Origin of the sequence: Stenotrophomonas rhizophila, from assembly GCF_020857975.1 — a bacterium.
In the GTDB taxonomy this organism is placed as follows: Bacteria; Pseudomonadota; Gammaproteobacteria; order Xanthomonadales; family Xanthomonadaceae; genus Stenotrophomonas; species Stenotrophomonas rhizophila_C.
The window spans coordinates 184888-210788 of sequence record NZ_JACWUO010000003.1 but is presented as its reverse complement, the minus strand read 5'-3'; the positions used below and the strand labels follow the sequence as shown (position 1 = coordinate 210788).

Genomic DNA, 25901 nt, shown 5'->3' with positions numbered 1-25901 from the left:
TCCTTTCCGACGGCCCGGCCCATGACCGACCCGCTTCCCCCCGCGCTGTACGTCACCGGTACCGATACCGGGATCGGCAAGACCTTCAGCAGCTGCGTGCTGCTGCATGCGCTGCGCCGGCGCGGCGCCACCGCGCTGGGGATGAAGCCGGTGGCCAGCGGCTGCGTGCGCACCGCCCAGGGCCTGCGCAACGACGATGCCAGTGCGCTGCTGGCGGCCAGCGACCCGGCCCCGGCCTATGCCGATCTCAACCCCTATGCGTTGCCGCTGCCGCTGGCGCCGGAACTGGCCGCCGCCGATGCCGGGGTGAGCCTGGCGCTGGCACCGATCGAGGCGGCCTTCGCCCGCCTGCGCGCGCAGGCCGACCACGTCGTGCTGGAGGGCGTGGGCGGTTGGCTGGCGCCGTTGTCGGCCAACCTGGACCAGGCCGACCTGGTCGGCGCGCTGCGCCTGCCGGTGCTGATGGTGGTCGGGCTGCGCCTGGGCTGCCTCAACCACGCGCGGCTGACCGCTGCGGCAATCGCAGCCAGTGGCGCGCAATGCATCGGCTGGATCGCCAATGAGGTCGACCCGACGATGGCGCGCATCGATGACAACGTGGCGATGCTGCAGGCGCGCCTGCCGATGCCGTGCTGGGGCCGCCTGCCGTACGCGCCGGGCGCCGGTCCGGCCAGCCTGGCCGGGCACCTGCACGGCGCGGTTCAGGCTGGCGCGCCGTCCAGCAGTGCGCAGGCCAGTTGCCCCACCGTGGCGATCGCCGCGACGTAGGCCGCGTCCAGTTCCTGGCAGCACGACAGGCGCAGGCAGTGGCGGTAACGCGCGCCGCGCGAATAGACCTGGCCGGGCATGAACACCACCCCGCGCGCCAGCGCCTGTTCGAACAGCGCGCCGGTGTCGATGCCGGGCGGAAGTTCCACCCACAGCAGGAAGCCGCCGCTGGGTTGGGTGGCCGAGGTGCCCGGCGGGAAATGCTGGGCGACCAGGCTGCGCACGCGCCCGACCTGCTCGCTGTACAGGCGGCGCAGCCCGCGCAGGTGGTGCTCGTAGCTGCCCGCTTCCAGGAAGGCGGCCACCGCTTCGCCGAGCAGGCGCGATTCGGCCCCGGTGGACTGGAACTTGAGCAGCCCGATATCGGCGGCGAAGCGGCCGCCATCCAGCCAGCCGATGCGGTAATCCGGCGCCAGGGTCTTGGAGAAGCTGCTGCACACCATCACCCAGCCGTCTTCGTCGAAGGATTTCAGCAGCGGCGCCAGCGGTTCCTGGTACTGCAGTTCGGCGTATACGGCGTCTTCGATCAACGGGATGCGGTACTGGTTGACCAGCGCCGCCAGCCGCTGCTTGGCCGCCACCGGCATGGTGCAGCCCAGCGGGTTGTGCACGCTGGGCATGGCCACGATCGCGGCCAGGGCGCGTTGCTCCAGCTGCGCGGCCACCGCATCCACGTCCAGTCCCTGGCGCGGGTCGGTGGGCAGTTCGATCGCCTTCAGGCCCAGGCTGCTCAGCAATGGGTAGAGGTTGAAATACGAGGGCGCTTCGATGCCGACCGCATCGCCGGGCCGGGTCACTGCGCGCAGCGCCAGCTGCAGGGCTTCCATTGCGCCATGGGTGAGCACCAGGCGTTCCACGCTGGTATGCAGGCCCAGCCGCGGGCCGCGCCGCACGATCTGTTCCAGCAGCCGCCGGGCGCCATTGGGGCGCGCATAGGTTTCGACCATGCCGACCGAGCGGCGCAGTATCTGTGCGGTGCTGCGCGCCAGCTTGGCACCGGGATAGAAGCGGCGGCCGCGCGGTCCGGCGAAGGCCAGGTCGATGACGCCCGGTTGCTGCTGTGCGGCCAGTACCCGGGCCATCATCAGCTGCTGGGCCTGGGTGGTGGCCAGCGATGGGGCCTGGCGCAGCGAGCGGGTCGGCTCGGGCAGGCGCGGGCTGACCACGAAGCCGGCCTTGGGTCGGGGGGTGACCAGGCCGGCGTCTTCCAGTTGCCGGTAGGCGGCGATCACGGTGTTGAGGCTGAGTTGCCGTTGCGTGGCCAGCCCGCGCAACGAAGGCAGGCGGGTGCCGGCCGGCAGCCGGCCGCTGTGGATGGCATCGGCCATTTCATCGGCCAGGGATTGGTAGAGGTTGGCTGCCATCAGGACGGTCCGAGGAAATCTGTATCCATGCGGATGGCCTGTCGTTGGCACTGTAACCGCTGGATTACGCAGCCTAGCATGGTCTGGCCAGCGCATCGGAATCGCTCGATGCGCCTTGCCGGACTTCCCTGGCGCACGGCGGTGCAGTGTTTGGCCGTGCGCTTTTTTCCTTCTTCTGCTCTGCTTGGGCGGCGCCAGATGCTGTTGTTTCCACTTCGCGGTTTTTAACGTCAACAGCTTTCGTGCCCCTACGGGGCGCGAGTTACCTTTCTTTGCTCGTGCAAAGAAACGTAACCCAAAGAAAGCACGCCCCGTCCACGATCCGTCAGGCTACGCCTGCCGGTTCCCTGCGCTTCTCGCGCAATTGCAACCAAGCCCGCCACACGATCGGTCGCATGTCCTCCGTACGTCCGATCCGTCCAGGTAGGTCCGACCCATGGTCGGACGCTCGCAATGTCCGGATATCGCGCGGATATACCTGCGTCGTCGTGGCCGATTATCGTGCCGACAACGTCGACACCAACCGCGGCTTGTCCCGGTACAACGCCGGGTACTGGCGTTTGAGCGCCTCCACCTTGGGCAGGTCGTTGATGCGGATGTACAGCGATTCGGGGTGCAGGGTGAGGTAGTTCTGGTGATAGCCCTCGGCCGGGTAGAAGCGCTTGCCGCCGTCGACCTGGGTCACCACCGGCGCGGCGTAGGCGCGGGCGCGCTGCAGCTGGGCGATATAGGCCTTGGTGGCATCGCGCTGGGCGGCATCGTCGGTGTACACCGCCGAGCGGTACTGGGGACCACGGTCCGGTCCCTGGCGGTTGAGCTGGGTCGGGTCGTGCACCACCGAGAAGAACACCTGCATCAGCTGCGCATAGCTGACCTGCGCAGGATCGTAGGTGACCTGCACCGCCTCGGCATGGCCGGTGCTGCCGCTGCCCACGCGCGGGTAGCTGGCGTCGGCGGCGCTGCCGCCGATATAGCCGGACACCGCGTTGTCCACTCCGGTCATGTGCTGGAACACGCCCTGCACGCCCCAGAAGCAACCGCCGGCGAACACCACCTGGGCGCGGCGGACGCCCGGTTGCCTGAACTCGGCGCTGCCGCTGGGGGCAGGCACGGCCACCGGCGCCGAGGCGGCATGGGCCGGGCGGTCCAGGCTGATCACGGCGGTGACCATGACGGCGGCGATCAACGCGGCGATGCCGCCGGCGGCAAGTTTGTCCATGGCGATCTTCATCGGTGTCCTCCCGGACTCAACCAAAGGTAAAGGCGTAGGCATGCACGCCCGGATCGAGGAACTCGATGTCGAAGGTGCGTTCGCGCACCGGCCCGGTCTGGCGGATCAGCTGGTACAGGCGGTGTTCGCCGACCTGCCCGCTGCCGTCGGCCGAAACATCGCCGCCGGCTGCGGCGCCCGGTGCCTGCCCGTCGATGCGCACCCGATAACGCACCGGCTTGCCGTCCTGGCCCGGGGCCAGCACCAGATGCAGGTCGCGGGCATGGAAGCGGAATGCGATGCGACCGCCGGGCTGGTCCAGGCGCGCGTCTTCATCGCCTACCGTCCAGCGTCCGTGCAGCGCCCACTGGTTGAGCGTCAGCACCGCCGGTGCGCGGTAGTCGCTGGCGCGGTCGGCCTGCTGGCCGCCGGGCGAGGCGAAGTTCTCGGCGCGGGCGTGGCCCAGGTAGGTTTCGGGGGATTTGAGGTTGCGCATGTCCGCCTGCCGTTCCACCCCGTCGCGCGGAGCGCTCGCGCTCATGGCCATCGCCATGGCCTGCGCCGGTTCGCCGGGCAGGCTGTTGCCGGCTTCGCGCAGCAGCTGGCGGATGATCTGCTCGGACTGCGCGTAATTGCCTTCGCCGAAGTGATGCGCGCGGATCTGCCCCTTTGCATCGATGAAATAGTGCGCCGGCCAGTAGCGGTTGTTGAAGCCGCGCCAGATCGCAAACTCGTTGTCGATCGCCACCGGGTAGCTGACTTTCAGGTCCTTTACCGCGCGCTGCACATTGCCCAGGTTGCGCTCGAAGGCGAACTCCGGCGCATGTACGCCGATCACCACCAGCCCATGGTCGCGGTAACGCTCGGCCCACTGGCGCACATAGGGCATGGCGCGCAGGCAGTTGATGCACGAGTAGGTCCAGAAATCGATCAGCACCACCTTGCCGCGCAGCTGCTCGGCGCTCAGCGGCGGGCTGTTGAGCCAGCCGGTGGCGCCGGCCAGCGAGGGCAGGGTGCCTTCCACCGGCAGCTCACCGCCGGCCTGCCCGGCGGCGGCCATCATCATCGCGCTGCCGGGCGCCGGTGCCTGGCCGGGCACGGCATCGAGCAGGCCCTGTTCGAGCCGGGCGGTGCTGACCGACGACAGCCGGGTCAGCACGCCGGTGTCCCAGCCCATGCCGATCGCCACCACCCCCAGCAGCGCGGCCACGCCCAGCCCGCGGCGGATCCACTCGCCCACGCCCAGGCGCTGCTTGAGCGCGGCAAACACCCGTCCGCCGATCCAGATCGCCAGTGCCAGCGAGGTGGCCGCGCCGAGCGCATAGGCCAGCAGCAGCCCGCTGGTACCGACGCTGGCGCCCTGCAGGGCCGCGCCGGTCAGGATCAGGCCGAGGATCGGCCCGGCGCAGGGTGCCCACAGCAGGCCGGTGGCCACGCCGATCAGCAGCGACGTGCCGACCCCGCCGCGGCCGGCATCGGCCGCGGCATCGGCCGAGGCGCTCAGCCGCGCGCCCAGCCGCTGCAACGGCGACAGCAGGCGGTCGGCCAGCGCCGGCCACAGCAGCGCCAGCGCGAATACCGCCATCACCACCAGCGCGATCCAGCGCCCGACCTGGTTGGCCTGGGCCACCCATTGGCTGCCCACCGCGGCCAGGCTGGCGACCACCGCGAACATCAACGCCATGCCGGCCAGCAGCGGCAGGCCGCTGCGCAGGAACGGCCGGTCCGAGCGGGCGAACACGAACGGCAGCACGGGCAGGATGCACGGGCTGAGGATGGTGAGTACGCCACCGAGATAGGCCAACAAAAGCAGCATGGAAGATCCTTGCGGGGAAGGGGAGGAGGGCGGCGCTCAGGCGGCCGCGAAGGTCATGGCCACGCCGTTCATGCAGTAACGCAGTCCGGTCGGGCGCGGGCCGTCGTCGAACACGTGGCCGAGATGGCCGCCGCAACGACGGCAATGCGCTTCCACCCGGATCATCCCCAGCGTGGTATCGCGGTCTTCGCCGACCGCGTTGTGCAGCGGGGCCCAGAAACTGGGCCAGCCGGTGCCGCTGTCGAACTTGGTGGACGAGGAAAACAACGGCAGCGCGCAGCCGGCGCAGCTGAAGGTGCCGCGCCGATGTTCCTTGTTGAGCGGGCTGCTGAACGGCCGTTCGGTGCCCTGCCGGCGCAGCACCGCGTATTGCGCCGGGCTGAGCTGCTGGCGCCATTGCGCATCGCTGCGCATCACCTCGAACTGGCGCGCCGGCGCCGGTTGGGCGGCCGGCGCCGGGCCGCTGCACGCGGTCAGGCCGAACAGGCCGGCCGCGGCGGCCATGCCGCCCATGCCGAGCACATTGCGACGGGTGTAACGCATGGCCGATCTCCGGGTCTGAGGACGATGGCGCCATGCTGCGCCCGGGCCGATCAACGAATCCTCACGCAGGGTTAAATTTTCCGTGACACATTCCAGGCCGGATCCGTCGACAATGCAGCCATCCCCCCGGCCGGCCACCCCGCACCGATGAGCAGCGCCAAGCGTGTCCTGATCGTCGAGGACGATGTCCACATCGCCACCCTGCTGCGCATGCACCTGCGCGACGAGGGCTACGAGGTGACCCACGCCGCCACCGGCGATGAAGGCCTGGCCCTGCTCCAGGCGCAGCCGTGGAGCGCATTGGTGCTGGACCTGATGCTGCCCGGCGTGGATGGCCTGGAAATCTGCAGGCAAGCCCGCGCGATGGCGCGCTACACCCCGATCATCATCACCAGTGCGCGCGCCAGTGAAGTGCACCGCATCCTCGGGCTGGAACTGGGTGCCGATGACTACCTGGCCAAGCCGTTCTCGATGCTGGAACTGGTGGCGCGGGTCAAGGCGCTACTGCGCCGGGTCGAGGCGATGGCGCAGAACGCGCGCATCGATGCCGGCGAACTGGACGTGGCCGGGATCCGCATCGACCCGGTCGCGCGCACCGTGCAGCTGGAAGGTCGCACGCTGGAGCTGACCCCGCGCGAGTTCGACCTGCTGTACTTCTTCGCCCGCCATCCCGGCCAGGTGTACTCGCGCATGGACCTGCTCAACCAGGTCTGGGGCTACCAGCACGACGGTTACGAACACACCGTCAATACCCACATCAACCGGCTGCGCAACAAGATCGAGCGCGACCCGGCCGCGCCGCAACGCATCCAGACGGTATGGGGGCGTGGGTACAAGCTGGTCGATGCCGCCGATGGGGCGCCGGCATGATCCGCCTGACCCTGTCGCAGCGGCTGTCGGTGGTGTTCTGCGCGCTGCTGCTGGTGTGCTGCGGCGCGCTGGTCTGGATCCAGATGCGCAGCACCAGCGTGCACGAGCAGGAAACCGTGCAGCGGCTCTCGCGCGGCCTGGCCGAACACATCGCGCGCAGCGGCGAACTGATGGATGCGCGCGGCATGCGCGGCGGCGAAGTCCGCGCGTTGTTCGGCAAGCTGATGGCGGTCAACCCCAGCGTGGAGGTGTACCTGCTGGACGAGCAAGGTCGCATCCTCGGCCACGATGCGCCCAGCGGCCACCTCAGGCGCGACCGGGTCGACCTGGCACCGGTACGCGCGCTGCTCGGCGGCGCGCCGTTGCCGATCCTCGGCGACGACCCGCGCAGCGCCAGCGGGCGCAAGGTATTCAACGCGGCCCCGCTGTGGGTGCAGGGCCGCCAGGCCGGCTATATCTACGTGGTGCTGGTGGGCGAACAGCGCGAGGCGCTGGCGGCCAGCATCGCCGGCAATGCCACGCTGCGCACTACGTTGTGGTCGCTGGCGATCGTGGCGGTGGTGGGCCTGCTGGCCGGCGTGGTCGCGTTCCGCTGGGTGACCCGTCCGCTGCGCCAGCTGACCCGGCGCATCCAGGCCTTCGACGTGGACGCCGCCGGTGCCGGCACGCTGTTGCCGCCGACCCCGCTGCGCGCCGGCGAGCGCGACGAGCTGGCCATCCTGCAGCACAGTTTCGGCCATATGGCCCAGCGTCTGGGCGAGCAGTGGCAGCAGCTGCGCCAGCAGGACCTGCAGCGGCGCGAACTGGTCGCCAACATCTCCCACGACCTGCGCACGCCGCTGTCCTCGCTGCACGGTTACCTGGAAACGCTGGCGCTGAAGGACGCCACGCTCGGTGCCGACGAGCGTCAACGCTACCTGGGCATCGCCCTGGCGCAGAGCCAGAAGGTCGGTGCGCTGGCCCGCGCGCTGTTCGAGCTGGCGCGGCTGGAGCATGGCGCGGTGGTGCTGGACCGGCAGGCGTTCTCGCTGCCGGACCTGGTGCAGGATGTGTTCCAGAAATTCGAACTGGCCGCGCAGGCGCGCCGGCAGACCCTGCAGGCCGATATCGCCCCGGGCCTGCCGGCGGTGGTGGCCGACCTGGGCCTGATCGAGCGGGTGCTGACCAACCTGCTCGACAACGCGATCCGGCATACCCCCGAAGGCGGCCGCATCGAGGTGGTGCTGCGCGCGCAGGACGGCGAGGTGCAGGTCAGCATCGCCGACAGCGGCCCGGGCATTCCGGCCGAGCGCCGCGATACCCTGTTCACCACCCCGCCGGCACTGGGCAGCCAGCGCCCGGACAGCGGCGGGCTGGGCCTGTTGATCGTGCACCGCATCGTGCAGCTGCATCAGCGCCAGATCCGCCTGCTCGACAGCCGCGCAGGCGCCCTGTTCGTGTTCACCCTGCCGGCGGCGGTGCCCCCGCGCTGACCGATCCCGGCGACGCTGCCGGCGGCAGCAGGATGCGGAAACGCGCCCCGCCCAGCGCCGAGTCGACCACGTCGGCGTGGCCGCCGTGCTTCTCGGCGATCACCTGCACGATCGCCAGCCCCAGGCCGAAGCCATCGTCATGCGGCTGCAGCTGCACATAGGGCTGGAAAATTCGCTCGCGCAGCGCGGCATCCACGCCGGGGCCGTCGTCGTCCACCGCCAGCACCAGCCACTGGCCGCTGCGCTCGGCACTGAGCTGCACCTGGCTGCGCGCATGGCGCAGCGCATTGCCCAGCAGGTTGCGCAGCGCCAGCTGCAGCGCCGCGCGGTTGGCATGCACTACGCCAACCTCGGTGCCGCGCAGGGTGACGGTGACCGCAGCCGGCACGCAGGCCGCATGGCGCAGCTGCTGGAACAGCGCACGCACGCCGATCCGTTCGCCGTCGATGCGTTGCATGCGCCCGATCCGCGAGTAGTCGATGCCGGCCTCGGCCAACTGCTCCAGCCGCAGCACATCGCCGAGGATGCCGTCCAGCAACTGCTCGCGCTCGTGCTCGCTGCCGGCATCGCGCAGCATCTCCACACCAAAACGCATCCGTGCCAGCGGGGTGCGGATCTCATGGGCGACCGCATCGGACAGGATGCGCTGGCCTTCCAGCAGCACCTGCAGGCGTGCCGACAGCGTGCGCAGGGCTTCCTGTAACGGGCGGACCAGGCGCGTGCGCACCGGCGGGATGCCGGCGTGCGCAGGCCCTTCGCGCAGGGTCCGGGCCACGCCGCGCAGTGCATAGACATCGGCCCAGACGCGGTAGACCAGGAAGTACAGCGGCAAGGCGATGGCCAGCATGATGTTGAGCAGCAGCATCAGCTGGTGCACTACCTCTTCGGCGGTCTCCTGCCAGGGCGCTTCCGGCTCGGGGTAGTCCAGGAAGTCGCCCAACACCACCACCTGGCTGCTGCCGTGCAGGCGCTCGTAGCTGGTGGTGCTGCGCGAGACCACGTGTTTGCCTTCGCGTAATGCCGTGGCTTGGGTGGTGCTGAGATCGGCGGTGGCCTCGGCCAGTGTCTGCAGCCGCAGCGGGTAGGCGAAGCGCTTCTGCAGTTGCGTGGTAAGTGCAGGCCATTGCGCCGGTTCAGTCGTTGCGTAGCGGTCCTGCAGCAGGGCATGGGTGCCCTGGGTCTGTGCGCGCCAATGCACGCTGTCCTCGGCTTCTTCCCAGAACGTCACCCCGGACCACAGCCACAGCCCGGCGACCAACAGCAGCAGGTAGACCACCACGAAGGGCAGGCAGTAGCCGAGGAACACGCGGAAGTGCCCGGGCTGCGGTGGCATGGGAGCATCAGCGGCCGGTGGTGGTGGCGTGCTCATTCCCAGGCGCCCCGGTTGAACAGATAGCCGCGGCCGCGCACGGTCTTGATCCCTTGCGCCGGCTCCTGGTCGTCGCCCAGCTTGCGGCGCAGCCGAGATACCCGCGCATCGATGGAGCGGTCGGTGCCATCGAAACTGATCCCGCGCAGCGACTGGAACAGGTCCTCGCGGCTGAAGATGCGCCCGACCCCTTCGGCCAGTACCACCAGCAGGTCGAACTCGGCATCGGTCAGATCTACCCGTGCCTGATGCAGGTGTACCTCGCGGCTGCTGCGGTTGATCCGCAACCGGCCAAAGCACAGTGCATCGGGTTCGCGCCGCGCCGGCGACTGGCGGCGCAGGTGCGCACGCAGCCGGGCCAGCAGCACGCGCGGCTCGATCGGCTTGCCGATGTAGTCGTCGGCGCCCAGCTCCAGCCCCAGTACCTGGTCGATATCGTCGTTGCGGGCGGTCAGCATGCAGATCACCCCGGCATAGCGGGGGCGCAGCGTACGGCAGATGTCGAAGCCGTCGCGGCCGGGCAGGGTGGCGTCGAGCAGCACCGCGGCCGGCGCCTGCGCCAGCACGGTGGCCTCGGCCTGGGCTCCGTCCGGTTCAAGCAGCACGTGGTAGCCGTGACGCACCAGGTACTGGGTTATCAGCGCGCCCAGGCGCTCGTCGTCTTCGACTACCACGATATCGATCACTTGCATGCTCCTGCCGCCTCCAGGCAGGGAGACGCATCGTGCCGGATCTTGCTGCGCCCGGCGTCGGCCGGGCAACCGCCAAACCGAACCTGCGGTTCAGCTGTCGCGCAGAGGTGCATGCAGCGGCATCTACGCACCGCGGCAGCCGATCGGGCCAGACCGCGGGCGTGTCGCAATCGGTCTGGTGACGGCGGCGCGCGCCGGTTCGCGGGCCTGGCGGGATGTCGCATATGGCGTGTGGTTACACGCCGTTACCCAACACTGCGGTTTGGTTGCACACGGCCGACGATTTCGCTGCTGAGTGGCAGGCGTGGCGCTGCCAGCATGGGGCTCCCCAACCAAGGAGTGGAACATGTCCATTCAACGCAACGCTGTCATCGCCGCATGCCTGTCCCTGTTCGCCGCCAGTGCCCCGGCCATGGCCCATGATCGCGAAGGCAGCTATGTGTTTGCCGGTGTCGGTGCGGCCAGCACCGAGTGGAGGACCAAGGCCGCTGCAACGCCGCCCGGGCAGAAGCGCGGCAACACCAGCAGCAACACCAGCTACCAGCTGGGTGCCGGCTACCGTTTCAACAACTATTTCGGGGTGGAAAGCACCTATGCCGATATGGCCGGGCAGGCGCGGCGCGAAGGCATCGGTGGCGTGGATGGCAAATCGCTGGGCGTGGGTGCAGTGGGTTACCTGCCGATCGGCGATCGCTTCGAGTTGTTTGGCAAGGCCGGCGTGGGCAGGACCCGTTACAACTTCCAGTCCGCGGCCGAGCGCAGCGGGCCGCGCACGGTACGCGGCACCAGCTCCTCGCCAATGCTGGCGCTGGGCGCGAACTTCCACCTCAACCGTGCCCTGTCGATGCGCATGGAGTGGTCGACGCTGGCCATATCCAGCAAGGCATTCAACGAGGCCATCGGCGCCGAGTCGCTGGCCACCACGCAGTGGACGGCCGGTCTGAACTACCGGTTCTGATCGACCGCAGCCGCTGCGCCGTGGCTGCCTTGCAGCCGTGGCAGACGGCGGCCGGACGCTGTCACCGAAGGAGACGTCAATGAAGCACCGATACCCCCCACGCGCCGGCGGCAGGAGGTTGGCATGAGCGGCCTGTGCGGCGTGGTCGACCGCCGCGGGTGCGCCCCGGCGCTGCAGGCCCAGGCCATCCAGAGCATGATCCAGCGCCTGCATCGCAGCGCCAGCGGCGGCCGGCATCACTGGCTGGACCCGGCCAGCGGCGTGGCGCTGGCCCACTGCGGCACGCTGCGTACCAGCGACGCCCAACCGCTGGCATCGCCTTGCGGCCGTTTCGTGCTGGTGCTCGATGGCAGCGTGTGCAACCGCAGCGACCTGCGCCGGGCGTTGCGGCTGGACCCGGAGCATCCGGCCTGCGATGCGCAGCTGGTCCTGCAGGCCGTCGTGCGCTGGGGGCTGCGGCGCAGCCTGTCGCGCTGCCGGGGTGCGTTCGCACTGGTGCTGTGGGATGCGCAGGAAGGGCAGCTGTGGCTGGTACGCGACCGCGCCGGGCAGCGACCGTTGTACTACGGCTGGAACGCGGGCATGTTCCTGTTCGGTTCCGAGCTCAAGGCGATGTTCGGCCACCCGCGTTTCCATGCCGGGGTCGACCGCGATGCGCTGACCCTGTTGTTGCGCTACGGCTATATTCCGGCGCCGCACAGCATCCTGCAGGGGGTGTTCAAGCTGGCGCCGGGCCACGCGGTGAAGCTCGATGCCGCCGCGCTGGCCGCCGGTGCGGCGGTGCACCGCCCCGAAGATGCGGTGTGCCGCTACTGGTGCCCGCGCGCGGAGATCGAAACGGCCAAGGCCGAGGTGGAGGCAACGGCCTGCGACCTGGCTACCGCGACCGGGCAGCTGGATGTGCTGTTGCGCGGCGCCGTCGTCAGCGCCGGGCCACAACGCGGCCGCGTTGCCACGTTCCTGTCCGGCGGTACCGATTCTTCGGTGGTGGCGGCATTGGCGCAGTCGCAGAGCGCGTTGCCGATCGATACCTTCACCCTGGGGTTCGCCGATCCCGGCCATGACGAACGCCATTGGGCGGCGCAGGTAGCGCGCCAGCTCGGCACCCGGCATACCGAACATGTGATGCAGGGCGAGGAGGCGTTGGCGCAGGTGCAACGCCTGCCCGAAGTATGGTGCGAGCCGTTCGCCGATGCCTCGCAGCTGCCGACGCTGCTGGCCAGCAGCCTGGTGGCCCGGCACGTGCCGGTGGTGCTGACCGGCGACGGCGGCGACGAGCTGTTCCATGGGCATGCCAGCTATGCGCGGGCGGTGCGCAATGCGCGCTGGGCGCGGCAGGTGCCCGCGCTGCTGCGCCGGCGGCTGGGTGCCTGGCAGGCGCGCGACCCCGAACGTGCGCGGTTGGGTGGGCTGGCCGCCGTCGCCGCCGAGGCGACGGCACAGCAGGTGGAAGGGCATTACCTGCTGCGCGTGTCGCGCTGGCGCGACCCGGCCCGGGTGGTACGCGGCGGTAGCGAACCGGCGACCTGCTTCACCGACCCGACGCAATGGCTGCGCACCGGCAGCGATGCCGACCGGGTGCGCTACCTCGACTTCCGGATGGACCTGGGCGATGGGGTGCTGGCCAAGGTCGACCGCGCCGGCCGTGCGTTCGGGCTGGACACCCGGGCCCCGCTGCTGGACCTGGAGGTGATCCGGTTCGCCTGGTCGCTGCCGGATGAGTTGAAGTACGCCGGTGGCATGCACAAGCGCGTGCTCAAGGCGGTGCTGCGCCGGCACCTGCCCGATGCGCTGGTGGATCGCCCCAAGCGCGGTTTCGGCCCACCGCTGGCGAGCTGGCTGGCCGGTCCGTTGCGGCCCTGGGCCGAGGAACTGCTGGATCCGGTGCGGTTGCAGCGCGAAGGCTGTTTCCAGGTGCCCATCGTGCGCGGCATGTGGCAGGACTTCTGCGCCGGCCAGCGCAAATGGCACACCCACCTATGGCCGATTCTGATGTTCCAGGCTTGGTACGCGCGCTACCAGGCCGAGCTGGCGTCGCCACCGGGCTGAAGGGCCGCGTTCGGGCACCACGATGTTCGGGCATGGCTCGCGCCTGCATGACAGGCAAAAAAAGACCCGACAGAGGGAGGGTTCTGTCGGGTCTGGGATTGCGTGGGGGGAGGGACCCACGCAAATTCGATGTCGGTAGGGCTCAGCGTCTGCCGGCGCCGGTGCCGGCGCCCGCCAGGGGCTGCCGTGCCAGGTCGCCGAAGGCCTGGGAGGCTTTCAGGCCCAGCCCCATCACTTCCTGGCTGGCGCTGGCCCAACGGGAGAGGTTGTCGCGGGCCAGCTGCGCGCCCTTGGGCAACAGCGTGGCAGGTTCCTGTGACTGCACGATGTCACCGAGGAACCCGCTGGTGGCGGTGATGCTCTTCTCCAGGCTCTTCAACTGCACGCCGAACATGCTTTCGGCATTTTCCAGCGCGAGCCGATTGGCGCGCGTGGCCGTGGCGGCCAGCTGGCGGGTGTAGTCGCTGAAGGAATCGGTGAACGCGGACGTCATGGGACGGCTCGAGAACGTTGATGCATTGCAGCATACGCCGATTGTGGTGCGTTGCAACAAAATTTTTTACCGCGCGCGGCCTCAGCCGCGGTAACGGCAGCCGGAGGTGCAGGTTTCATGCACGGTGACTTCGCTCAGTTGGGGCAGGGACGGCTTGAGCTCGTTCCAGATCCAGATCGCCAGGCGCTCGCTGGTGGGGTTGTCCAGGCCGGGGATGTCGTTGAGGTAGTGGTGGTCCAGGCGCTCGTAGATCGGCTGGAAGGCGGCTTTGACATCGCCGAAGTCCATGATCCAGCCGCTGTGCTCGCCCGGCTCGCCTTCCACTTTCAGTTCCACCCGGAACGAATGCCCGTGCAGGCGCGCGCACTTGTGGCCCGGCGGCACGTTGGGGAGGCGGTGGGCGGCCTCCAGGGTAAAGACTTTGAAGATTTCCATGGGCCCATTGTACGGGGCCGGCGCCGGGCGGTGACGGCAATGGCCGTTCTGATCCCCGCCAAAACATATCCATCCGGATGAAGAGATGTTATTTTCTCTTATATCCGTATGAAGAGATGTTATTGGCCGGTTCATGGCCCGGCATGGACTACTGCGGAACTTGTCGTTCACCACCCCACTGAAGTCATGCCCAAGCCAACCCTTCTTGTAGCGGCACTTGCTGCCGCGCTGGCGGCGCCTTTGCCCGCCACCGCCCTCGCCGCCGGCGATGCCTCCCCCACTGCCGATGCCGCCGGCGACAGCAAGACCCTCGCCGCGGTGCGGGTCACCGGTTCCAACATCAAGCGTAGCGACACCGAGGCCGCCAATCCGGTACAGGTGATCGACCGCCAGCAATTGGAGCAGACCGGCAAGGCCACCGTCGCCGACCTGCTGCGTTCGATCTCGGCCAACACCGGCAATGCCAACAACGAAACCACCAACAATGGCTGGGCCTCCGGTTCGGCCGGCATCGGCCTGCGCGGCTTGTCGCAGAAGAACACGCTGGTGCTGCTCAACGGCCGCCGCTTGGCCAACTACGGCTTCCCGGCCGGCGGCCTGTCGGATACCTTCGTCAACCTCAACGCGCTGCCGCTGGTCGCCGTTGAGCGCATCGAAGTGCTCAAGGACGGCGCCTCGGCGGTGTACGGCTCCGATGCCGTGGCCGGCGTGGTCAACATCATCACCCGGCAGAATTTCCAGGGCGCCGAACTCGGCGGCAGCCTGGGCACCGCCGACCAGGGTGGGCTGGACGAGCAGAAACTGAAATTCATCGGCGGCATCGGCGACCTGGATGCGGACGGCTACAACATCCTGGTCAGCCTGGAGGGCTACAACCGCGAACGGCTGGACCAGGACCAGCGCGACCTGACCAAGTCCGGCATCTACAGCGACCAGCCCGGCGGGCGCTGGAACGGCTGGTCGGCCAAGGGTGCGCGCTATCTGATCAACGGCACCTCGGTGCCGATGCTCGATGCCAACGGCCAGTGCCCGCAGGGCACCGAGCTGGTGGCCAGCGCGCCGATCGACGGCCTGGCCGGCAATACCTGCGGCTTCAACCAGGCCCCGTACACCACCCTGATTCCATCGACCAAACGCTACCAGGCCTACGTCAACGGCACCTTCCGGGTGAATGACAACGTCGAAGCCTTCGCCGAGGCGTTGTACAGCGACATCAAGGGCGTGGCCTGGTTCGGCAGCAGCCCGTTCTTCACTCTGGAAAGCGGCCGTTTCGCGCTCAACGCCGCAACCGGCCTGGCCGAACCGGTGTCTTCCAGCCTGCCGGCCAGCAGCCCGTACAACCCGTACGGCCGCGTAGTGCCGATCGAATACACCTTCTTCAACCTCGGCCCGACCATCAAGACCAACCGTTCGCAGGCCTACCGCGGCCTGGTCGGGCTGCGCGGCAGCCTGCAGAACTGGGACTGGGAAGTGGGCGCGTTCGGCGCGCGCAGCAGCGAGCGCGAAACCGTCTCCGGTGGCTTCGCCAACCGCTACGCACTGGCTGGTGCACTGGCCAGTGGCAGCTACAACCTGCTCAACCCATCGGCCACCCCGGCCGAGGTGCTCAACGCGATCAACATCAGCACGCTGCGCCCGGCCGAGTCGGTCCTGCAGGGTGTGGATGCCAAGATCTCCGGCGCGCTCGGCCACACCTGGGCCGGCGAGATCGGTTTCGCCGCCGGGGCCGAATGGCGCCGCGAGAAGCTCGATTCCAACAACCCCTGGCAGATCGACGCCGGCCTGCAGATCCGCCCGGCCATCGCCGAAGTGCATGGCGAGCGCAAGGTCACCGCCGCCTATGCCGAAGTCAACGTGCCGCTGGCGCAGCGCCTGGAACTGCAGGCCGCCGCGCGCGCGGACCACTACAGCGATTTCGGCGATGCGTTCTCGCCCAAGCTGAGCCTGCGCTGGCAGCCGTGGGACATCCTGCTGGTGCGTGCGGCCGCCTCCAAGGGCTTCCGCGCGCCGTCGCTGTCGGAGAACTCCAACAGCACCAGCATCGCCTACGGCAGCGTGATCGACCCGCGCGACCCGGACGTGCCCGGCTCGCGCCAGAACCCGACCTTCTTCACCGTCGGCAACAACGACCTCAGGCCCGAACGTACCAAGAGCTTCAATGCCGGCATCGTGCTCTCGCCGTGGTCCAACACCAGCCTGAGCGTGGACTACTACCGCATCGAACTGGAGAACCTGGTCGGTACCAACAACACCCAGACCCTGGTCAACGACAACGTGCCCGGTGCGGTGCTGCGCGATGAACGCGGCAAGCTGCTGGCGGTATACAACCGTTACCAGAACCTGAGCGAACTGAAGACCTCCGGCTTCGACGTGGAACTGCGCCAGCGCTTCCCCACCGAACGCGCCGGCGACTTCGCGCTCAGCAGCGCCTTCACCCACGTGCGCAACTACAGCCGCCCGACCGTGGTCGGTGGCCAGCTGGTGGACTATGCCGGCAGCAACCTGGGCGCCACCCTGCCCAGCAACAAGGCCACCACCACCTTCGACTGGAGCTACGGCGACTTCCGCACCGCGCTGACCTGGTACTACACCAGCGGCTACGACCAGAAGGCCAGCGCCGCGGCCAGCGCCGTGCAGGATCGTGTCGATGCCTACAACCAGTTCGATCTGTACCTGGCCTATAGCGGCATCGACAAGCTCACCGTCTACGCCAAGATCCAGAACCTGGCCGATGAGGAACCGCCCTACGACGCCTCGTTCCCGGGCATCCGCGCGCCGTACGATTTCAGCCAGTACGACCTGCGCGGGCGCTACTTCACGGTCGGCTTCGACTACCGCTTCTAACACCGTCCGTATCCATCGGGGCCGGCATCGATGCCGGCCCCCGTTCCATGGGGAATTGCTGTGTCCTTGCATCGTGTCGTGTCGCGTCCCATCGCCTGGCTGGTGGGTTCGTTGTGGTTGCTGGCTGCGCCGGCGTTCGCGCAGAGCGCGTACTTTTTTCCGCAGGGCGGTGATTTCGATCCGTCCATCCCCACTCCGCAACAGTTCCTGGGCTACGAGATCGGCAGCCGCTACACCCGGCACGACCAGCTGGTGGCCTACTTCGACGAACTGGCCAGGCACTCGGACAAGATCAGGGTCGAGCGCATCGGCAGCAGCTACGAAGGCCGCCCGCTGCTGATCGCCACCATCACCTCGGCGCAGAACCACCAGCAGCTGGAAACCCTGCGCCGCCAGCACGTCACCCTGGCCGACCCGGCCCAGCCGTTGGCCGCCGCCGGCGCCAGCCCGGTGGTGGTCTGGCTGGGCTACAGCGTGCACGGCAATGAAACCTCCAGCGGCGAAGCGGCGCTGTTGACCGCCTACTACCTGGTGGCCAACCGCAGCGCGGAGACCGCGCAATGGCTGCAGCAGGCGGTGGTGCTGTTGGACCCGGCGCAGAACCCGGACGGGCGCGACCGCGCGGCCAGCTGGCACAACGCTTACGCGTCCTCGCCGGCCTCGGCCGACCCGGCCGACAAGGAACACGTCGAACCGTTCCCGCAGGGCCGCACCAACCACTACTTCACCGATCTCAACCGCGACTGGCTGGCCCTGACCCAGCAGGACACGCGGCCAAAGATCGCCTATTTCCACCGCTGGTATCCCAACGTCCAGATCGATTTTCACGAGATGGGCAAGGACAGCACCTACTACTTCGAACCGTCGCCGGCGAGCATGCACAGCCCGTTGATTCCGGCGTCGTCGTATGACTTCAACAAGACCTTGGCCAAGTACCACGCCCAGGCGCTGGATGCGCTGGGCTCGCTGTACTACACCGGGGAAAACTTCGACAACTTCTCGCCGGTGTACGGCTCGACCTATCCGGACTTCCACGGTGCGGTCGGCGTCACCGTCGAGCAGGCCAGTTCGCGTGGCCGCGTGCAGGAATCGGACAACGGCCTGCTGACCTTCGGCTTCACCATCCGCAACCAGGTGGCCACCGGTCTGGGCACCGTCCGCGGCGCAGTGACCGAACGCGACGGGCTGCTGAAGCTGCAGAAGGAATTCTTCCAGTCTGCGCTGAAGCAGGCCAACCAGCAGCCGGTGAAGTCCTTCGTGTTCGGCGATGCAGCCGATCCGGGCCTGACCCAGCGGCTGCTGGACCTGCTGCTGCAGCACCAGATCACCGTACAGGCGTTGAGCACGCCGGTGACCGTGGACGGCCAGCGTTTTGAGCCGGGCAGCGCCTACGTGGTGCCGACCGCGCAGCCGCAGTTCCGTCTCGTGCATTCGATCTTTGCCGACACCCCGCCGATCAAGGGCGATGTGTTCTACGGCAGCACCTCCTATGCGATCGCGCCGGCCTACGGCATCGCCTTTGCCGCCAGCCGCAGCCGGATCGACGGTGGCGAGCGCGTGGCCAGCGTACCGGCCGCGAACGGTGGCGTGGCGGGTGGCCAGGCGGGCTACGCCTATGTGTTCGATTGGCGCGACTACAACGCCAGCCGCGCGCTGTACGCTCTGCAGGCCAAGGGCGTGTTGACACGCGCGGCCTTCCAGCCGTTCACCGCGGCCACCGCGCAGGGGGAGCAGTCGTTCGGCCATGGCAGCATCGTGGTGCCGGTCGCTGGCCAGCCGCTGGCCGGTGCCGAGCTGCTTGCTGCGGTCGACGCGGCCGCGCGCAGCAGTGGTGTGCACATCCAGGCGCTGTCCAGCGGGCAGAGCCGGGGCGGCATCGATCTGGGCAGCGACAGCGTCAAGGCGCTGCGCAAGCCGGCGGTGGCGCTGGTGATGGGCGAGGGCGTCAGCGCCACCGAGATCGGCTCGGCCTGGTTCCTGCTCGACCGGCACCTGCAGCTGCCGGCCAGCAAGATCGACCCGGCCCAGCTCGGCAAGTTGAGCCTGGATCGCTACACCACGATCGTCCTGGCCGGCGGCACGTATGCCGGCGTCGACGCTACCGCCGTGGCCGCACTCAAGCGCTGGATCAACGCCGGTGGTTCCTTGATCACCTACGGCACCGCCGCACGCTGGGCGATCGAGCAGAAGCTCAGCGACGAAGTGCTGGGGCCGGAGGAAAAGGAGCCGGAGGCGGCGCGCCGCGCGTTCGGCGATCAACGCGACATCGCGGCGATCGAACGCGTGAGCGGCAACATCCTCAGCGCGGACGTGGACAACACCCATCCGCTCGGCTTCGGCGTGCCGCGCCGGCAGCTGGCGGTGAACAAGGAGAACGGCCTGAGCTTCCAGCCCAGCCGCAATCCGTTCTCCACCGTGGTGCGCATCGACGAGACGCCCAAGGTCAACGGCTACCTGTCCGAGCGCAACCGCAGCCGGGTCGCCGGTGCCGCCTGGCTGCTGGTGTCGCCGCAGGGGCAGGGCAACGTGGTGCTGTTCGCCGATGATCCGGCGCACCGCAAGTACTGGCACGGCACCGAGCGCCTGCTGTTGAACGCGATCTTCTTCGGCAACCAGCTCAACCCGACCAAGCCGCGCGGCTGAGACCGCGCCGGGGTAGTGCCGGCCGCTGGCCGGCTCCCGACAGACAAAAAAAAGGGCGACGCAGATGCGTCGCCCTTTTTGCGTTTCAGCGATGCCCGAAGGAATCAGCTGGCGCGCGCGCCACCGCCGCCCTGGCTGCGGCCGCCACCGGCATTGGCGCCGCCACCGCCACGGCGCTGGCCCTGCGGTTGGCCGCCACGCGGCGCACCGCGGCCGGCGCCGTCACGTTGGCCACCGCCGGCCTTCTTCGGGCCGGCATGGGCGTGGCGCGGGGCCTCGGCGTGCGGACGACGCGCGTGCTTGCGCGGCGAACGATCGCCACCGGGCAGTTCGGCCTTGCCCGGCGCGCTGTTGCCCCAGCGGATCGGGGTCTGCGGCTCGAAGCCGGGCACGTCGCGGATGTCCATGTCCTTGTCCAGCAGGCGCACGATCTGGCGCAGCAGCTTGGCCTCGTCCTGGGCCACCAGCGAGATCGCCTGGCCGGTCGCACCGTTGCGGCCGGTGCGGCCGATGCGGTGCACGTAATCCTCGGCCACCATCGGCAGGTCGTAGTTGATGACCTTCGGCAGCTCGTTGATGTCGATGCCGCGCGCGGCGATGTCGGTAGCCACCAGCACGGTCACCCGGCCGGCCTTGAAGTCGCCCAGCGCACGCAGGCGCTGGCCCTGGCTCTTGTTGCCGTGGATCGCCGCGGTCTTGATTCCGGACTTGTCCAGGAACATGGCCAGCTTGTCGCAGCCGTGCTTGGTACGGCCGAACACCAGGGTCTGCTCACGGCTGTCCTGGGCCAGCAGGTGCAGCAGCAGTTCGCGCTTGCGCGGGCCATCGACCGGGTGCACGCGGTGGCTGATGTTCTCGGCAACGGTGTTCTTCGGGGTGACCTGGATCTGTTCCGGGTCGCGCATGAATTCCAGCGCCAGCTGCTTGATGCTTTCTTCGAAGGTGGCCGAGAACAGCAGGGTCTGGCGGTTCTGGCGCGGCAGCTTGGCCAGGATCTTCTTGATCGAGGGCAGGAAACCCATGTCCAGCATGCGGTCGGCTTCGTCCAGCACCAGGATCTCGATCCCGGACAGGTCCACGCTGCGGCGCTCGATGTGGTCGATCAGGCGGCCCGGGCAGGCCACCAGCAGGTCCACGCCACGGCGCAGCACGTCGAACTGGTTGCCCATGCCCACGCCGCCGTAGATGCAGGCGCTGGGGATGCGCAGGTACTTGCTGTAGCCGCGCAGGCTGTCATGCACCTGGGTGGCCAGTTCGCGGGTCGGGGTCAGCACCAGCGCACGCGGCTTGCGCGGGCCGTTGACGGCCTGCGGGTTGGTGCCCAAGTGCTGCAGCAGCGGCAGGCCGAACGCGGCGGTCTTGCCGGTGCCGGTCTGTGCGCCGGCCAGCAGGTCGCGGCCGGCCAGGGCCAGCGGGATCGCCTGTTCCTGGATCGGGGTCGGGTTTTCATAGCCCTGCTCGGACAACGCGCGCAGCAGGAACGGGGCAAGGCCCAGGGATTCAAAAGACATCGGGTGGAAGCTCCAAAGACAAAGTAACGCCAGGCCGAATGGCCGGACGCGAGGCAGATCAAAGTGATCGGCTGACTCGGAGCGTTCCCGTAAACCGCGCTGCGAGAATTGGGTGCAGCCGGCGCGGTGCGCAGACTGGAATGCATGACGAATGGCGTCGGAGTGGGGGCGGGCGACGGATCGTTGGATCCATATCGCCGGCGGTCCCGAAGGGAAACGGACGGCCGTTGCAGACCCGGATAGTCTAACGGATAGTTGAGATCCATACCAAATCCCCCTGTTCAGTTTGGCGGAGGGCCTCAGACGCCGTAGATCCACGCCATGCGTGGATGCTCTCGTCCCGGGCATGCACGCCCTGATGGTCGCTTCGATCGGTGTTCAACGCCGGTTGGGGGGCGAGCACGGGGAAGGTGGCTTCGGATGGGGGCCGCGCTGCGCGCGGTATCCACGCATAGCGTGGATCTGCGGGCATTGCCACTTGGCCCCGGCGGCGGCAAGGATGCTTTACGGTGGGCGATGCGGCGGTGCAACTGGCGACCCTGTCGCGCATTTGATTACACTTGAAACCTATTTCGCGATCCCGGATACCCACCCATGAAGCTTGGTTCTTTGAAGGAAGGCGGCCGCGACGGCACCCTGATCGTGGTGTCGCGCGACCTGCGCCATGGCGTGCGCGCCACCGGCATCGCGGCGACCCTGCAGCAGGCACTGGAAGACTGGAGCCATCTGGCGCCGCGGCTGAACGCGTTGTACGAATCGCTCAACGACGGCAGTGCCGACGGCGTGTTCGATATCGACCTGCAGGCCCTGGCCGCGCCGTTGCCGCGCGCCTATGAATTCGTCGACGGCAGTGCCTACCTGCCGCACGTGGCGCGCGTGCGCCGCGCCCGCGGTGCCGAAGTGCCGGAGAGCTTCTATACCGACCCGTTGATGTACCAGGCCACCAGTGCCGGCTTCCATGGCCCGCGCGATGCGGTCAAGGTGGTCAGCGAGGACTACGGCATCGATCTGGAAGCGGAGCTGGTGGTGATCACCGACGACGTGCCGATGGCGGTCACCGCCGAGCAGGCCGCCGGCCATATCCAGCTGGTCGGCCTGGTCAATGATGTGTCGCTGCGCAACCTGATCCCGGGCGAGCTGGCCAAGGGCTTCGGTTTCCTGCAGTCCAAGCCGCGCTCGGCGCTGTCGCCGGTGTTCGTCACCCCCGATGAGCTGGGCCCGGCCTGGCAGGACAGCAAGGTGCACCTGCCGCTGGTCACCCACGTCAACGGCGCCTGGTTCGGCGCGCCCGAGGCCGGGGTGGACATGCAGTTCAACTTCGCCCAGCTGGTCGCCCATGCCGCCAAGACCCGGCCGCTGGGCGCCGGGGCGATCGTCGGCTCGGGCACCATCGCCAATGAGGACACCAGCAAGGGCGCCTCCTGCTTTGCCGAACTGCGCACCGTAGAAGCCCTGCGCGACGGCAAGCCGAGCACGCCGTTCATGTCGTTCGGCGACGTGGTCCGGATCGAAATGTTCGATGCCGCCGGGGCCAGCATCTTCGGTGCGATCGAGCAGCGCATCGAACCGGCCGCCACGCCCTGAACGCCGCCGCCGCCCCGTCGATGGAGCCGATCGAGCTGTTCAGCTACTGGCGCTCGAGCGCGGCCTATCGCGTGCGGATCGGGCTGAACCTCAAAGGCCTGCCGCACCAGATCACCCCGGTGCATCTGGTCCGCGACGGTGGCCAGCAGCACACCGACGCCTATGCGGCGCTCAACCCGCAGGAACTGGTGCCCACCCTGCGCCATGGCGCGCGCGTGCTGACCCAGTCGATGGCCATCCTGGAATACCTCGACGAGGTGTTCCCGGACCCGGCGCTGCTGCCCCACGATGCCGAGGGGCGGGCGCGGGTGCGTGCACTGGCCCAACTGGTGGCCTGCGACATCCACCCGCTGAACAATCTGCGGGTGATGCAGTTCTTTGGCGATACCTGGAACGTGCCGGCGCCCGAGCGCGACGACTGGACCCGGCACTGGATGCGGGTCGGCCTGGAGGCAATGGAGCGCATGCTGGTCGAATCGGTGGATACCGGCCGCTACTGCCACGGCGACAGCCCGAGCCTGGCCGACTGCTGCCTGGTGCCGCAGCTGTACAACGCCCGCCGGTTCAACCTGGATCTGGCGCCGTACCCGACCATCGCCCGGATCGATGCGGCCTGCGCGGCGTTGCCGGCGTTCGATGCGGCGCGCCCGGAGGTTCAGGCCGACGCGTCGGCCTGAACCGGTAGGTGCCGACCGTTGGTCGGCACGCATTCCCGGTCAGAACCCGTGGGTGATCGCCGCCGGGGTGCTGGCCGAGTAATCGGCGTACGGGTCGTGGTCGCCGCTGCCGCCTTCGGACAGGCGGAACTTCAGCGCCAGGCCATCGCGCGAGTCGGCCGCCCGCAGGGCTTCCTCCTGCTCGATGATGCCGCTCTTGGCCATCCGGAACAGGCACTGGTCGAAGCTCTCCATGCCTTCTTCCAGCGACGCTTCCATCGCCGCCTTGATCTCATGCACCTGGCCGCGCCGCAGCAGGTCGCGGATCATCGGGGTGTTGATCAACACCTCGGTGGCCGGCAGGCGGCGCCCGTCCTTGCCCTTGACCAGGCGCTGGGAGACCACCGCGCGCAGGTTCAGCGACAGGTTCATCAACACGTTGCGGTGCGCGCTCTCGGGGAAGAAATTGAGGATGCGCTCGATGGTCTGGTCGGCGTTGTTGGAGTGCAGCGTGGCCAGGCACAGGTGCCCGGTCTCGGCGAAGGCGATGGCCGCCTCCATGGTTTCGGCATCCAGGATTTCGCCGATCAGGATCACGTCCGGCGCTTCGCGCATCGCGTTCTTGAGCGCGTTGTGGAAGGCGTGCGTGTCCAGCCCGACCTCGCGCTGGTTGACGATGGACATCTTGTGCTTGTGCAGGTACTCGATCGGGTCCTCGATGGTGAGGATGTGACCGGTAGTGGTGCTGTTGCGGTGGTCGATCATCGACGCCAGCGAGGTCGACTTGCCCGAACCGGTCGAGCCGACCACCAGCACCAGCCCGCGCGGGGTCATGATGACGTCCTTGAGCACCTGCGGCAGGTTGAGCTCTTCGATGCTGGGGATCTTGCTGCGGATCGCACGGATCACCATGCCGACCTCGCCACGCTGCTTGAACACGTTGACGCGGAAACGCCCGGCCTCGGCCAGGGCGATGGCCATGTTCAGTTCCAGCTCGCGCTCGAATTCGGGCACCTGGCCCTCGTCCATCAGCGAGTAGGCGATCTTCTTGACCATGCCCGGCGGCAACCCGGTGTTCCCCAACGGGTACAGCTTGCCCTCGATCTTGATGTATACCGGTGCTCCGGTGGTCAAGAACATGTCCGAAGCGTTCTTTTCGGTCATCAGCTTCAGGAAATAGCCGATATCCATGCGAAATGTTTCCCCAACAATCGGCCGCGTGCCATTGCAAGCACGCCGCAGGCTTCCGACAATGGCCGCGCACCCAACCCTCTGGCGACGGCACCCCCAATGAAATCTAGCTTCGCACAAATACGCCCCATCCCGTATCTGGCCATCCTGATTTGCGTGATGGCGGGCACATTTGCGCTCGCCGGTGCCGCCCAGGCGCAGGACGGTGCGCTGGAGCTGATGCAGGCCCGGCAGGCGGTCGACAAGGCCACCCAGGCCGACGCCGACCAGTACGCGCCGGACCTGATCGCGGTGGCCCGACAAGGCCTGGAACAGGCCCAGCGGGCCGCCGGCGACCGCCGCGAGCGCAAGAACGCGCCGGCCCTGGCCGTTCGCGCCACGGTCGACGCCGACCTGGCCCGCGCCCGCAGCGACGAAGCCACCGCCACCGCCCAGCTGCAGCTGCGCCGCAATGAAGTGGCCCAGCTGCAACGTCAGCTGGCCACCGGGGAGAACCGTTGATGAAGCCTGTACCGATGAAAGCCACCGCGCTGCGCGCCTGCCGCCTGTTGCTGGCGCTCAGCCTGGCCCTGGCGGGCCTGGCCGCTGCCGCCGAGGACCCGGCGGTGGCCCAGCTGAGCCAGCGCCTGATGACCATCCAGGCCAATCCCGATGCCGCCGAGCTGGCCGCCTTCGAGCGCCTGCAGGCCCAGCAGGCGGTGGCCGAACTGGCCAAGGCCAAGCGCCGCGACCAGGACCAGGCGCGCTACCTGGCCGAACGTCGGGTCGAGATCGCCGAAACCAGCGTGCGCGCCGCGCTGGCCCGGCGCGAGGTGGACCGGCTCGAACGCACCCGCAGCGAGCTGCTGATCGAAGCCAGCCGCCGTGACGCCCAGCGCGCCCGCCAGGAAACCGAGCGCCTGCGCGTGCAGGCCCAGATCCAGGCCGAGGAGGCCGAACAGCTGCGCCAGGCCGCCGAGGCCGAGGCGCTGGCCCGCCAGGATGCCGAAACCGCACTGACCAGCGTGGCCGGCAAGCAGACCGCACGGCTGAGCGCGGCCCAGCAGAACGCGGCGCGGCTGGCCCGCGAAGAGGCCGAGCTGGTCTCGGGCAACAAGCTGCCGGGCTCGAAGTTCGACAGCCGCGGCGAGGTTTTCACGTTCAACGGCGATGCCTTTGCCGCCGGCAGCCTGTCGGCCGGGGCCAAGGGCCAGGCCAAGGCCTTGGCCGAATACCTGAACATCGGCAAGAAGGGCCGGATCCGGATCGAGGCCTATGACGCCGCCGCCGGCGTGGGCCAGCAGCGTGCCCAGGCCCTGCGCGATGCGCTGGTGGCCGCCGGGGTCAACGCCAGCCGGCTGCAGGCCAGTGGCAAGAAGGCAGCGGCTACCAAGGCACGCGCGGCCGAGGTGATCATCGCGCCGTGATCGGTGGGTCAGGCGGGCCCTACCCGG

General features: G+C 68.6%; 21 protein-coding genes. 11 read left to right on the top strand and 10 right to left on the bottom strand.

Annotation, left to right across the window (positions count from 1 at the left end):
• Window positions 1-21: 21 nt before the first annotated feature.
• A complete protein-coding gene (bioD, locus tag IC535_RS04700) occupies window positions 22-768 on the top strand; it encodes a dethiobiotin synthase (protein ID WP_228885755.1) in 747 nt (248 codons plus the stop codon).
• Here the strand turns inward: bioD and IC535_RS04695 are convergent.
• The 4 genes from IC535_RS04695 to msrB form a co-directional block, all read right to left on the bottom strand.
• Entirely contained in the window at window positions 702-2132 is a 1431-nt protein-coding gene (locus IC535_RS04695) for a PLP-dependent aminotransferase family protein (protein WP_228885754.1), read from the bottom strand. The two genes, bioD and IC535_RS04695, sit on opposite strands and share 67 nt — an antisense overlap.
• Before the next feature lie 496 nt (window positions 2133-2628).
• On the bottom strand, window positions 2629-3303 hold the full coding sequence (msrA, locus tag IC535_RS04690) for a peptide-methionine (S)-S-oxide reductase MsrA (protein WP_429000368.1): 675 nt from the start codon (window positions 3301-3303) through the stop codon (window positions 2629-2631).
• A gap of 76 nt (window positions 3304-3379) precedes the next feature.
• On the bottom strand, window positions 3380-5158 hold the full coding sequence (locus tag IC535_RS04685; RefSeq protein WP_228885752.1) for a cytochrome c biogenesis protein DipZ: 1779 nt from the start codon (window positions 5156-5158) through the stop codon (window positions 3380-3382).
• A gap of 36 nt (window positions 5159-5194) precedes the next feature.
• Complete coding sequence (msrB, locus tag IC535_RS04680; RefSeq protein WP_228885750.1) at window positions 5195-5701, bottom strand: peptide-methionine (R)-S-oxide reductase MsrB; 507 nt, start codon at window positions 5699-5701, stop codon at window positions 5195-5197.
• A 147-nt stretch (window positions 5702-5848) separates the two neighbouring features.
• On the opposite strand from msrB, the gene IC535_RS04675 reads away from it, so the two are divergent.
• Both IC535_RS04675 and IC535_RS04670 read left to right on the top strand, forming a co-directional pair.
• A complete protein-coding gene (locus tag IC535_RS04675; RefSeq protein WP_228885749.1) occupies window positions 5849-6571 on the top strand; it encodes a response regulator transcription factor in 723 nt (240 codons plus the stop codon).
• Window positions 6568-8043, top strand: coding sequence for a sensor histidine kinase (locus tag IC535_RS04670; protein ID WP_228885748.1), 1476 nt, complete (start codon window positions 6568-6570; stop codon window positions 8041-8043). Before IC535_RS04675 ends, IC535_RS04670 begins: the two co-directional genes overlap by 4 nt.
• On the opposite strand, the gene IC535_RS04665 is transcribed toward IC535_RS04670, so the two are convergent.
• The gene (locus IC535_RS04665) at window positions 8012-9376 is read right to left on the bottom strand and encodes an ATP-binding protein (RefSeq protein WP_228885747.1); all 1365 of its coding nucleotides are present in this window, start codon (window positions 9374-9376) and stop codon (window positions 8012-8014) included. The genes IC535_RS04670 and IC535_RS04665 overlap by 32 nt on opposite strands.
• Before the next feature lie 32 nt (window positions 9377-9408).
• Complete coding sequence (locus tag IC535_RS04660; RefSeq protein WP_429000367.1) at window positions 9409-10098, bottom strand: winged helix-turn-helix domain-containing protein; 690 nt, start codon at window positions 10096-10098, stop codon at window positions 9409-9411.
• A 352-nt stretch (window positions 10099-10450) separates the two neighbouring features.
• On the opposite strand from IC535_RS04660, the gene IC535_RS04655 reads away from it, so the two are divergent.
• Together IC535_RS04655 and asnB are read left to right on the top strand one after the other, a co-directional pair.
• Entirely contained in the window at window positions 10451-11062 is a 612-nt protein-coding gene (locus IC535_RS04655; protein ID WP_228885745.1) for a porin family protein, read from the top strand.
• A gap of 123 nt (window positions 11063-11185) precedes the next feature.
• Window positions 11186-13111: an asparagine synthase (glutamine-hydrolyzing) gene (asnB, locus tag IC535_RS04650; protein WP_228885744.1), complete on the top strand. Its 1926-nt coding sequence runs from the start codon at window positions 11186-11188 to the stop codon at window positions 13109-13111.
• A gap of 142 nt (window positions 13112-13253) precedes the next feature.
• On the opposite strand, the gene IC535_RS04645 is transcribed toward asnB, so the two are convergent.
• Window positions 13254-13604 (bottom strand): phasin family protein, encoded by a 351-nt coding sequence (locus tag IC535_RS04645; RefSeq protein ID WP_228885743.1) that lies wholly within the window; start codon window positions 13602-13604, stop codon window positions 13254-13256.
• Window positions 13605-13685: 81 nt separating this feature from the next.
• Complete coding sequence (gene queD, locus IC535_RS04640; RefSeq protein ID WP_228885742.1) at window positions 13686-14039, bottom strand: 6-carboxytetrahydropterin synthase QueD; 354 nt, start codon at window positions 14037-14039, stop codon at window positions 13686-13688.
• 186 nt (window positions 14040-14225) lie between these two features.
• Here queD and IC535_RS04635 point away from each other — a divergent pair, with 186 nt between their 5' ends.
• Together IC535_RS04635 and IC535_RS04630 are read left to right on the top strand one after the other, a co-directional pair.
• On the top strand, window positions 14226-16883 hold the full coding sequence (locus IC535_RS04635) for a TonB-dependent receptor plug domain-containing protein (RefSeq protein WP_306433073.1): 2658 nt from the start codon (window positions 14226-14228) through the stop codon (window positions 16881-16883).
• Window positions 16884-16943: 60 nt separating this feature from the next.
• Entirely contained in the window at window positions 16944-19526 is a 2583-nt protein-coding gene (locus IC535_RS04630; RefSeq protein ID WP_429000358.1) for a M14 family zinc carboxypeptidase, read from the top strand.
• A 104-nt stretch (window positions 19527-19630) separates the two neighbouring features.
• Here IC535_RS04630 and IC535_RS04625 read toward each other — a convergent pair whose 3' ends face one another.
• Complete coding sequence (locus IC535_RS04625; RefSeq protein ID WP_228885739.1) at window positions 19631-21037, bottom strand: DEAD/DEAH box helicase; 1407 nt, start codon at window positions 21035-21037, stop codon at window positions 19631-19633.
• Between the two features lie 594 nt (window positions 21038-21631).
• On the opposite strand from IC535_RS04625, the gene IC535_RS04620 reads away from it, so the two are divergent.
• Window positions 21632-22621, top strand: a complete 990-nt coding sequence (locus IC535_RS04620) for a fumarylacetoacetate hydrolase family protein (RefSeq protein ID WP_228885738.1) — start codon at window positions 21632-21634, stop codon at window positions 22619-22621.
• A gap of 20 nt (window positions 22622-22641) precedes the next feature.
• Complete coding sequence (maiA, locus tag IC535_RS04615) at window positions 22642-23298, top strand: maleylacetoacetate isomerase (RefSeq protein ID WP_228885737.1); 657 nt, start codon at window positions 22642-22644, stop codon at window positions 23296-23298.
• A gap of 39 nt (window positions 23299-23337) precedes the next feature.
• Here maiA and IC535_RS04610 read toward each other — a convergent pair whose 3' ends face one another.
• The gene (locus tag IC535_RS04610) at window positions 23338-24468 is read right to left on the bottom strand and encodes a PilT/PilU family type 4a pilus ATPase (RefSeq protein ID WP_228885736.1); all 1131 of its coding nucleotides are present in this window, start codon (window positions 24466-24468) and stop codon (window positions 23338-23340) included.
• 99 nt (window positions 24469-24567) lie between these two features.
• Here IC535_RS04610 and IC535_RS04605 point away from each other — a divergent pair, with 99 nt between their 5' ends.
• Together IC535_RS04605 and IC535_RS04600 are read left to right on the top strand one after the other, a co-directional pair.
• Entirely contained in the window at window positions 24568-24969 is a 402-nt protein-coding gene (locus IC535_RS04605) for a DUF4398 domain-containing protein (protein WP_429000356.1), read from the top strand.
• Window positions 24969-25874, top strand: coding sequence for a hypothetical protein (locus tag IC535_RS04600; protein WP_429000354.1), 906 nt, complete (start codon window positions 24969-24971; stop codon window positions 25872-25874). The genes IC535_RS04605 and IC535_RS04600 overlap by 1 nt, the downstream gene beginning before the upstream one ends.
• Window positions 25875-25901 lie beyond the last annotated feature (27 nt).

Bases quoted from the DNA above. Each gene is read 5' to 3' on its own strand.
- IC535_RS04670 (WP_228885748.1), top strand. From the start codon at position 6,568: ATGATCCGCCTGACCCTGTCGCAGCGGCTGTCGGTGGTGTTCTGCGCG.
- IC535_RS04600 (WP_429000354.1), top strand. From the start codon at position 24,969: ATGAAGCCTGTACCGATGAAAGCCACCGCGCTGCGCGCCTGCCGCCTG.
- IC535_RS04675 (WP_228885749.1), top strand. From the start codon at position 5,849: ATGAGCAGCGCCAAGCGTGTCCTGATCGTCGAGGACGATGTCCACATC.
- IC535_RS04605 (WP_429000356.1), top strand. From the start codon at position 24,568: ATGAAATCTAGCTTCGCACAAATACGCCCCATCCCGTATCTGGCCATC.
- IC535_RS04655 (WP_228885745.1), top strand. From the start codon at position 10,451: ATGTCCATTCAACGCAACGCTGTCATCGCCGCATGCCTGTCCCTGTTC.
- queD (WP_228885742.1), bottom strand. From the start codon at position 14,039: ATGGAAATCTTCAAAGTCTTTACCCTGGAGGCCGCCCACCGCCTCCCC.
- asnB (WP_228885744.1), top strand. From the start codon at position 11,186: ATGAGCGGCCTGTGCGGCGTGGTCGACCGCCGCGGGTGCGCCCCGGCG.
- IC535_RS04645 (WP_228885743.1), bottom strand. From the start codon at position 13,604: ATGACGTCCGCGTTCACCGATTCCTTCAGCGACTACACCCGCCAGCTG.
- IC535_RS04695 (WP_228885754.1), bottom strand. From the start codon at position 2,132: ATGGCAGCCAACCTCTACCAATCCCTGGCCGATGAAATGGCCGATGCC.
- msrB (WP_228885750.1), bottom strand. From the start codon at position 5,701: ATGCGTTACACCCGTCGCAATGTGCTCGGCATGGGCGGCATGGCCGCC.
- IC535_RS04620 (WP_228885738.1), top strand. From the start codon at position 21,632: ATGAAGCTTGGTTCTTTGAAGGAAGGCGGCCGCGACGGCACCCTGATC.
- IC535_RS04610 (WP_228885736.1), bottom strand. From the start codon at position 24,468: ATGGATATCGGCTATTTCCTGAAGCTGATGACCGAAAAGAACGCTTCG.
- msrA (WP_429000368.1), bottom strand. From the start codon at position 3,303: ATGGTCACCGCCGTGATCAGCCTGGACCGCCCGGCCCATGCCGCCTCG.
- bioD (WP_228885755.1), top strand. From the start codon at position 22: ATGACCGACCCGCTTCCCCCCGCGCTGTACGTCACCGGTACCGATACC.
- IC535_RS04685 (WP_228885752.1), bottom strand. From the start codon at position 5,158: ATGCTGCTTTTGTTGGCCTATCTCGGTGGCGTACTCACCATCCTCAGC.
- maiA (WP_228885737.1), top strand. From the start codon at position 22,642: ATGGAGCCGATCGAGCTGTTCAGCTACTGGCGCTCGAGCGCGGCCTAT.
- IC535_RS04635 (WP_306433073.1), top strand. From the start codon at position 14,226: ATGCCCAAGCCAACCCTTCTTGTAGCGGCACTTGCTGCCGCGCTGGCG.
- IC535_RS04665 (WP_228885747.1), bottom strand. From the start codon at position 9,376: ATGCCACCGCAGCCCGGGCACTTCCGCGTGTTCCTCGGCTACTGCCTG.
- IC535_RS04625 (WP_228885739.1), bottom strand. From the start codon at position 21,037: ATGTCTTTTGAATCCCTGGGCCTTGCCCCGTTCCTGCTGCGCGCGTTG.